At 70.7% G+C, this 6,576-nt stretch carries 6 protein-coding genes; 4 read left to right on the top strand and 2 right to left on the bottom strand.

Annotated features, from left to right (window positions below):
• Positions 1 to 257: methyltransferase (locus Q0Q23_RS07435; protein WP_295121564.1), on the bottom strand; the 257-nt coding region annotated here is incomplete at its 3' end.
• Positions 258 to 343: 86 nt separating this feature from the next.
• On the opposite strand from Q0Q23_RS07435, the gene hflX reads away from it, so the two are divergent.
• The 4 genes from hflX to Q0Q23_RS07415 all read left to right on the top strand — a co-directional run bounded on the left by hflX (position 344) and on the right by Q0Q23_RS07415 (position 5,862).
• Positions 344 to 1,855 (top strand): GTPase HflX, encoded by a 1,512-nt coding sequence (gene hflX, locus Q0Q23_RS07430; protein ID WP_295121562.1) that lies wholly within the window; start codon positions 344 to 346, stop codon positions 1,853 to 1,855.
• A 239-nt stretch (positions 1,856 to 2,094) separates the two neighbouring features.
• A complete protein-coding gene (locus Q0Q23_RS07425; protein ID WP_295121560.1) occupies positions 2,095 to 3,072 on the top strand; it encodes a methylenetetrahydrofolate reductase in 978 nt (325 codons plus the stop codon).
• Positions 3,069 to 5,423, top strand: coding sequence for a 5-methyltetrahydropteroyltriglutamate--homocysteine S-methyltransferase (gene metE, locus Q0Q23_RS07420; protein WP_295121557.1), 2,355 nt, complete (start codon positions 3,069 to 3,071; stop codon positions 5,421 to 5,423). The genes Q0Q23_RS07425 and metE overlap by 4 nt, the downstream gene beginning before the upstream one ends.
• An 88-nt stretch (positions 5,424 to 5,511) precedes the next feature.
• The gene (locus tag Q0Q23_RS07415; RefSeq protein WP_295121555.1) at positions 5,512 to 5,862 is read left to right on the top strand and encodes a metallopeptidase family protein; all 351 of its coding nucleotides are present in this window, start codon (positions 5,512 to 5,514) and stop codon (positions 5,860 to 5,862) included.
• A gap of 6 nt (positions 5,863 to 5,868) precedes the next feature.
• On the opposite strand, the gene lexA is transcribed toward Q0Q23_RS07415, so the two are convergent.
• On the bottom strand, positions 5,869 to 6,540 hold the full coding sequence (gene lexA / locus Q0Q23_RS07410; RefSeq protein ID WP_295121553.1) for a transcriptional repressor LexA: 672 nt from the start codon (positions 6,538 to 6,540) through the stop codon (positions 5,869 to 5,871).
• Positions 6,541 to 6,576 lie beyond the last annotated feature (36 nt).

Below are 6,576 nucleotides of genomic sequence, written 5' to 3'. Positions count from 1 at the left end.
GTCGCATGAGGGGATTCGAGAGCAAGTGTGAGAGCCAGGGGCCCCCAGCCGCAGCCGAGGTCGAGAAGCTGACCGCCGGGCGGCGCAGCGGGGACATGGTCGAGGAGCACTCGCGTACCCATGTCGATGCGCTCGGGACTGAAGATCCCGTTCGCCGTCACCAGTTCGTACGTCTGCCCCACCAGGCGCGCGGTGAACGGCCGCAGGTTCAGTTCACTTTCGGGCGCCGGGGAAAAATAGTGATCTCCGCTGGCCATAAGAGGACCGTACAGGACGCGGACCGACAGACAAACACAGCAGCACGACGAGCTAGGGTTGACCCGACCCGGATCAGGGGACATGTATGACTGAACGAACAGAGATCGACGAGCAGACCACCGACGACGTCGTCGCGCGGGTGCTCGCCACCGAGCAGAACAGGGCGTCCGTGACGCTCTTCGGCCGGGGCGCGCAAGCGCTCCAGCACGATGCGGCCGACGGCGGCAACCACGACGGCGAACAGTTCGACCGCGAGGAGCGCGCGGCCCTGCGCCGCGTCTCCGGGCTCTCCACCGAACTCGAGGACGTCACCGAAGTCGAGTACCGGCAGCTGCGCCTCGAGAACGTGGTGCTGATCGGCGTGTACTCGCAGGGGACGCTTCAGGACGCCGAGAACTCGTTGCGCGAGCTCGCCGCGCTGGCAGAGACGGCGGGCGCCGCGGTGCTCGACGGCCTCCTGCAGCGCCGGCCGCATCCCGATCCCAGCACGTACCTCGGCCGCGGCAAGGCGGAGGAGCTCGCCGGCATCGTCCGCGCCCTCGGCGCCGACACCGTGATCGCCGACACCGAACTCGCTCCGAGCCAGCGGCGCGCGCTGGAGGACGTGGTGAAGGTCAAGGTGATCGACCGCACGGCCGTGATCCTCGACATCTTCAGCCAGCACGCGAAGAGCCGGGAGGGCAAGGCGCAGGTCGAGCTCGCCCAGCTCGAATACCTCCTCCCGCGGCTGCGTGGCTGGGGTGAGTCGATGTCCCGCCAGGCCGGTGGCCAGGTGGGTGGAGCCGGCGCCGGAATGGGATCGCGCGGACCGGGTGAGACGAAGATCGAGCTCGACCGCCGTCGCATCCACTCGCGCATGGCGAAGCTGCGCAAGCAGATCGCCGGGTTCAAGCCGGCGCGGGAGGCGAAGCGGGCGAACCGCAACCGCAACTCCGTGCCGTCGGTGGCGATCGCGGGCTACACGAACGCGGGCAAGTCCAGCCTCCTGAACCGGGTGACGAAGGCGGGTGTGCTCGTCGAGAACGCCCTGTTCGCGACCCTGGACGCGACGGTCCGCCGGAGCGTCACGGCCGACGGCCGGTTGTACACCCTCGCCGACACGGTCGGCTTCGTGCGCAACCTCCCGCACCAGCTGGTGGAGGCGTTCCGCTCCACGCTCGAGGAGGTCGCCGACTCGGACGTCATCCTGCACGTGGTCGACGGCTCGCACCCCGACCCGGCTTCGCAGCTGGCGACTGTGCGTGACGTGATCGGGGAGGTCGGTGCCAGGGACATCCCGGAGATCGTCGTCTTCAACAAAGCCGACCTGATCCCCGCCGACGACCGGCTCGTACTGCGCGGCCTCGAACCGGGCGCCATCTTCGCGTCGGCCCGGACCGGAGAGGGCATCGACGAGGTGCTCGCGGCGATCGCTCGGCTCCTGCCCGACCCGTCGGTCGAGGTGGAACTGGTCGTTCCGTACGACCGCGGCGACCTGATCTCGGCGCTGCACGAGCGCGGGCGCGTGCTCTCGACCGAGTACGCCGAGGACGGGACGCGCGTGCGAGCACGGATCATGCCGGAGTACCAGTCGGTCTTCGAACCGTTCGCCGTCTGAACGGCCCATCCGCACCCGGCAGCGTACCGACAGGCCGGGCGGAGCCTTCTGTGTCATTGCATGACGCAGGCGGTTCCGCCCGGCCTTCTGCATTGCTACGGTGACTGCACAACCGAAGCGGGCGACCGCCGACGTGGTGCGACAGCCGAGCCCGGCACCCGCCCGCCCCGTACTCTCCTGCAGCGTCCGCTGCCGGCCGGCGCGGGGTGTCCGAGAAGCTGATCGACACCTGAGGAACCATGGACTGTACCCACGCGCGGTTCTCCTTCGAACTGCTGCCGCCGCGCTCCGACCGTGCCGCCGCCGCACTGCCCGCGACGATCGACCTGCTGGCGGCCGCGCGCCCCGACTTCATCGCCGTCACCTATGGCGCGGGCGGCTCGTCGCGCGCGTTGTCGCTGGAACTGGTGCGCTACATCCTCGAACACACCGATGTGCAGCCGATGGCGCACCTGACGTGTGTCGGGTCGTCGTACGAAGAGGCCAATCGCCTGATCCGGGAGTTCCTCGACGCGGGCGTCCGCCGGTTCCTGGCGGTGCGCGGTGACCCGCCCGCCGACCTCCCCGCGGGCCAGGACGGGCTGGGCGACATCCGCAGCTCCGCGGAGCTGGTGCAGCTCATCCACCGCGTGCAGGCCGAGCGCGTGCCGTACGGCGAGCTGCCGGTGCCCGGGCTTCCCGCCCGCGCCCTCCTCGACCACCGCGAGCACGTTCAGATCGCGGTCGCCGCGTTCCCGAACGGGCACCCGGCATCCCGCTCGGTCTCGCAGGACATCGACACGCTGCTCGCCAAGCAGGCCGCCGGAGCCAACCTCGGCATCACCCAGCTGTTCTTCCACTCCGAGGACTACCTCTCGTTCGTGCAGCGGGCGCGGGATGCCGGCGTGACGTTCCCGATCCTGCCCGGGATCATGCCCGTCACCTCACCGGCCCGGCTCAGCCGGATGCTGGAGCTGAGCGGCGAAGACCTGCCGAGCGATCTTGCGATCCAGCTCGAAGTCGAACCGGACGAGGACGGCCGGCGCGAGATCGGGATCGCCTGGACCGCTCGTCTGGCCCAGCGGCTGCTCGACGGCGGCGCCCCGGGCCTCCACCTCTACACCTTCAACCAGCACGCGGCCGTGCTGTCCGTCCTCGACAGGATCGGGCTGCTTCCGGCCGCACCCACCACGGCATCGGCCGCCCCGGCCGCCTTCACGGAAAGCGAACACGCATGACCCACACCACCACCGCACGCTCCGCCTTCCCGGTGGGCACCATCATCGGCTACCCCCGGATCGGCCGCCGCCGCGAGCTCAAGAAGGCGGTCGAGAGCTTCTGGGCCGGCGATCTCACCGCCGAGCAGCTGGAGGCCACGGCCGCCGAGCTGCGCGCCGCCACCCGCGAACGCCTCGCCGAACTCGGCCTCGGCCGCGATGACGCCGCGATCCCCGAGAGCTTCAGCTTCTACGACCAGGTGCTCGACGCCGCGGTGACGGTCGGCGCGATCCCGTCGCGGTTCGACGGGCTCGCCGCGGCGGACGGCTCGGTCGACCTGGCCGGCTACTTCACGATCGCCCGCGGCGAAGGCGAGAAGGCTCCGCTCGAGATGACCAAGTGGTTCGACTCCAACTACCACTACCTCGTGCCGGAGATCGGTCCGGAGACCGCCTTCCGGCTGGCCTCCGACCGCATCGTGTGCGAGTTCGAGGAGGCGCGCGCCGCCGGCTTCGTCACGCGTCCCGTCATCGTCGGGCCGGTGACCTTCCTGGTGCTGAGCAAGGCGAGCGACGAGGCGCCGGAGGGCTTCCGTCCGCTGTCGCGGCTCGGCGACCTCGTGCCGGTCTACCGGGAGCTCCTGGCGCGTCTCGCGGCGGCCGGCGCGCCGTGGGTGCAGCTCGACGAGCCCGCCCTCGTCTCCGAGAGCATCGAAGAGCCGCGGGAGGCCGTCCTCGAGGCCGCCCGTGCCGCCTATGCCGAGCTGGGCGGCGCAGCCGAGCGCCCGGCCCTCTTCGTCGCGGCGCCCTACGGCGCCCTCGATGACGCGCTGCCGGTGCTCGCCGCCGCTCCGGTGGAGGCGATCTCGCTCGACCTGGTCCGCGGGACGGTGCCGGCCGGCCTCGACTCCGCGACCGCGTCCGCTCTCGCCGGCAAGACGCTGGTCGGCGGCGTGATCGACGGCCACAACATCTGGCGCGGCGACCTGGAGGGCGCGTTCGGCGCGCTGACCGCCCTGCTCTCGCTGAGCCCCGACGTCGCGGTGTCGACGTCCACCTCGCTGCTGCACGTGCCGCACGACATCGACGACGAGCCGGAGCTGGACGCTCGGCTGAAGTCCTGGCTCGCGTTCGCCGACCAGAAGGTCGGCCAGGTCGCCGTGCTCGCACGTGGGATCGTCGACGGCCACGAGGCCATCGAGGCGGAGCTGGGCGCGGCCCGCGCTGCGCTCGCCGACCGCGCGGCGGCTCCCGGCGTGCGCGTCGAGGCCGTTCGCGCCCGCGAGGCGGCGTTGACCCGCGCAGACTTCCGCCGCGGCGACTACGCGGCGCGGCAGGCGGCGCAGGACGACGCGCTGCAGCTGCCGTTCCTGCCCACCACGACCATCGGTTCGTTCCCGCAGACGGCGGACATCCGGCGCTCTCGCGCGCAGTTCGCCAAGGGGCTCATCACCGAAGTCGAGTACCTCGGCCGCATGCAGGCCGAGATCAGGCGGGTCGTCGACCTCCAAGAGGAGATCGGCCTCGACGTCATCGTGCACGGCGAGCCGGAGCGCAACGACATGGTGCAGTACTTCGCCGAGAACCTGGACGGCTTCGCGGTCACCCGCAACGGCTGGGTGCAGTCGTACGGCTCGCGGTGCACGCGGCCGTCGATCCTGTGGGGCGACGTCTCGCGTCCGAAGCCGATCACGGTCGACTGGTCGACCTACACGCAGACGCTGACCGACAAGCCGGTCAAGGGGATGCTCACCGGCCCGGTCACCATCCTCGCGTGGTCGTTCGTGCGCGACGACCAGCCGCTCGGCGAGACCGCCCGCCAGGTGGCGCTCGCGCTGCGCGACGAGATCGCCGACCTGGAGGCCGCCGGCATCCGTGTCGTTCAGGTGGACGAGCCGGCGCTGCGCGAACTGCTGCCGCTCAAGCGTGCCGACCAGCACGATTACCTGGAGTGGTCGGTCGGCTCGTTCCGGCTTGCGACCTCCGGGGTGGCCGACGCGACGCAGATCCACACGCACCTCTGCTACTCGGAGTTCGGCGTCGTGATCGACGCGATCCGCAATCTCGACGCCGACGTGACGAGCATCGAGGCCGCACGCAGCCGTATGGAGGTCGTGCACGACATCCAGCGCTCGGGCTTCGAGCACGGCATCGGCCCGGGCGTGTACGACATCCACTCGCCGCGCGTGCCGTCGGTCGCCGAAGTGACGGAGCTGCTGGAGACCGCGCTGAGCGCCATCCCGGGCCGTCAGCTCTGGGTGAACCCGGACTGCGGTCTGAAGACGCGCGGCTACGACGAGACGGTGGCCTCGCTGCGCAACATCCTCGCGGCGACCCGCGACGTGCGGGAGCGGGCCGGCGTCACCGCCTGACCCCGCCGGTGCACGCGTCGCGCCGCCCGCGTTCCGCTCTCCGCGGACGCGGCGGCGCGGCGGCGACGCACTCGGCGATGATGGGCGCATGGTGCGCATCGCGGACGACGAGTTCGACCGGCTGGTCGACGACGTGTTCGACGGGCTTCCGGACGACATGGTGCGCCCGTTGGAGAACGTCGCGATCCTCATCTCCGACCAGCCGCCCGGAGCCCGTCCACGACTGTACGGCCTGTACACGGGGCATCCGCTGACGCGTCGCGGGGTCTACGGGTTCGGGGAGCTGCCGGACCGGATCACGCTGTTCCGCAACAACCTCGAGGCGTCATGCGAAACCATCGAGCAGCTCCGCGAGCGCGTGCGTGTGACGCTCGTGCACGAGATCGGCCACTACTTCGGACTCGACGACGCCCGCCTGCAGGAACTCGGCTGGGCCTGAGCGCTCTCAGACCGCGCGGAGAACCGCGACGACCTTGCCGAGGATGGTCGAGTAGTCGCCCAGGATCGGCTCGAAGTTGGAGTTGCGGGGCAGCAGCCAGGTGTGGCCGTCGCGCTGGCGGAAGACCTTGACCGTGGCCTCCTCGTCGAGCATGGCCGCGACGATGTCGCCGTTCTCCGCGGTGTTCTGAGAGCGGACGACGACCCAGTCGCCGTCGCAGATCGCGGCGTCGATCATCGACTCCCCGATGACCTTCAGCATGAACAGCTCGCCGTTGCCGACCAGCTGCCGGGGGAGCGGGAAGACCTCCTCGACCTGCTGCTCCGCGGTGATCGGCACGCCGGCGGCGATGCGGCCGACGAGCGGGACCATGGCGGCGTCGCCGACCGGCGTCTGGTTCTCGAAGTCGGGGGTGGGAGCGCTCGGCAGGTCGATGAGGATCTCGAGTGCGCGAGGTCGGTTCGGGTCGCGGCGCAGGTAGCCGCTCAGCTCGAGCTGGTTGAGCTGGTGCGTGACCGACGAGAGCGAGGAGAGGCCGACGGCGTCGCCGATCTCGCGCATGCTCGGCGGGTAACCGCGCTGGCTCACCGATCGCTGGATCACGTCGAGGATGGCGAGCTGCTTCTCGCTGAGGTTCTTGCGGCGCCGCGTGCGCGGAGCCTGGTTCTCGTTCGACACGCTCGTCCCTTCGTGACCGTCCACCACTCGGTCGGA

The sequence above is a fragment of the uncultured Leifsonia sp. genome (assembly GCF_945957465.1).
Lineage (GTDB): Bacteria > Actinomycetota > Actinomycetes > Actinomycetales > Microbacteriaceae > Leifsonia.
Note: the sequence above shows the minus strand (reverse complement) of the source record. Positions and strands in the feature narration are given on the sequence as shown.

Excerpts from the sequence above, each read along its gene's own strand:
- hflX (WP_295121562.1), top strand. The coding sequence starts at position 344 with ATGACTGAACGAACAGAGATCGACGAGCAGACCACCGACGACGTCGTC.
- Q0Q23_RS07425 (WP_295121560.1), top strand. The coding sequence starts at position 2,095 with ATGGACTGTACCCACGCGCGGTTCTCCTTCGAACTGCTGCCGCCGCGC.
- metE (WP_295121557.1), top strand. The coding sequence starts at position 3,069 with ATGACCCACACCACCACCGCACGCTCCGCCTTCCCGGTGGGCACCATC.
- Q0Q23_RS07415 (WP_295121555.1), top strand. The coding sequence starts at position 5,512 with ATGGTGCGCATCGCGGACGACGAGTTCGACCGGCTGGTCGACGACGTG.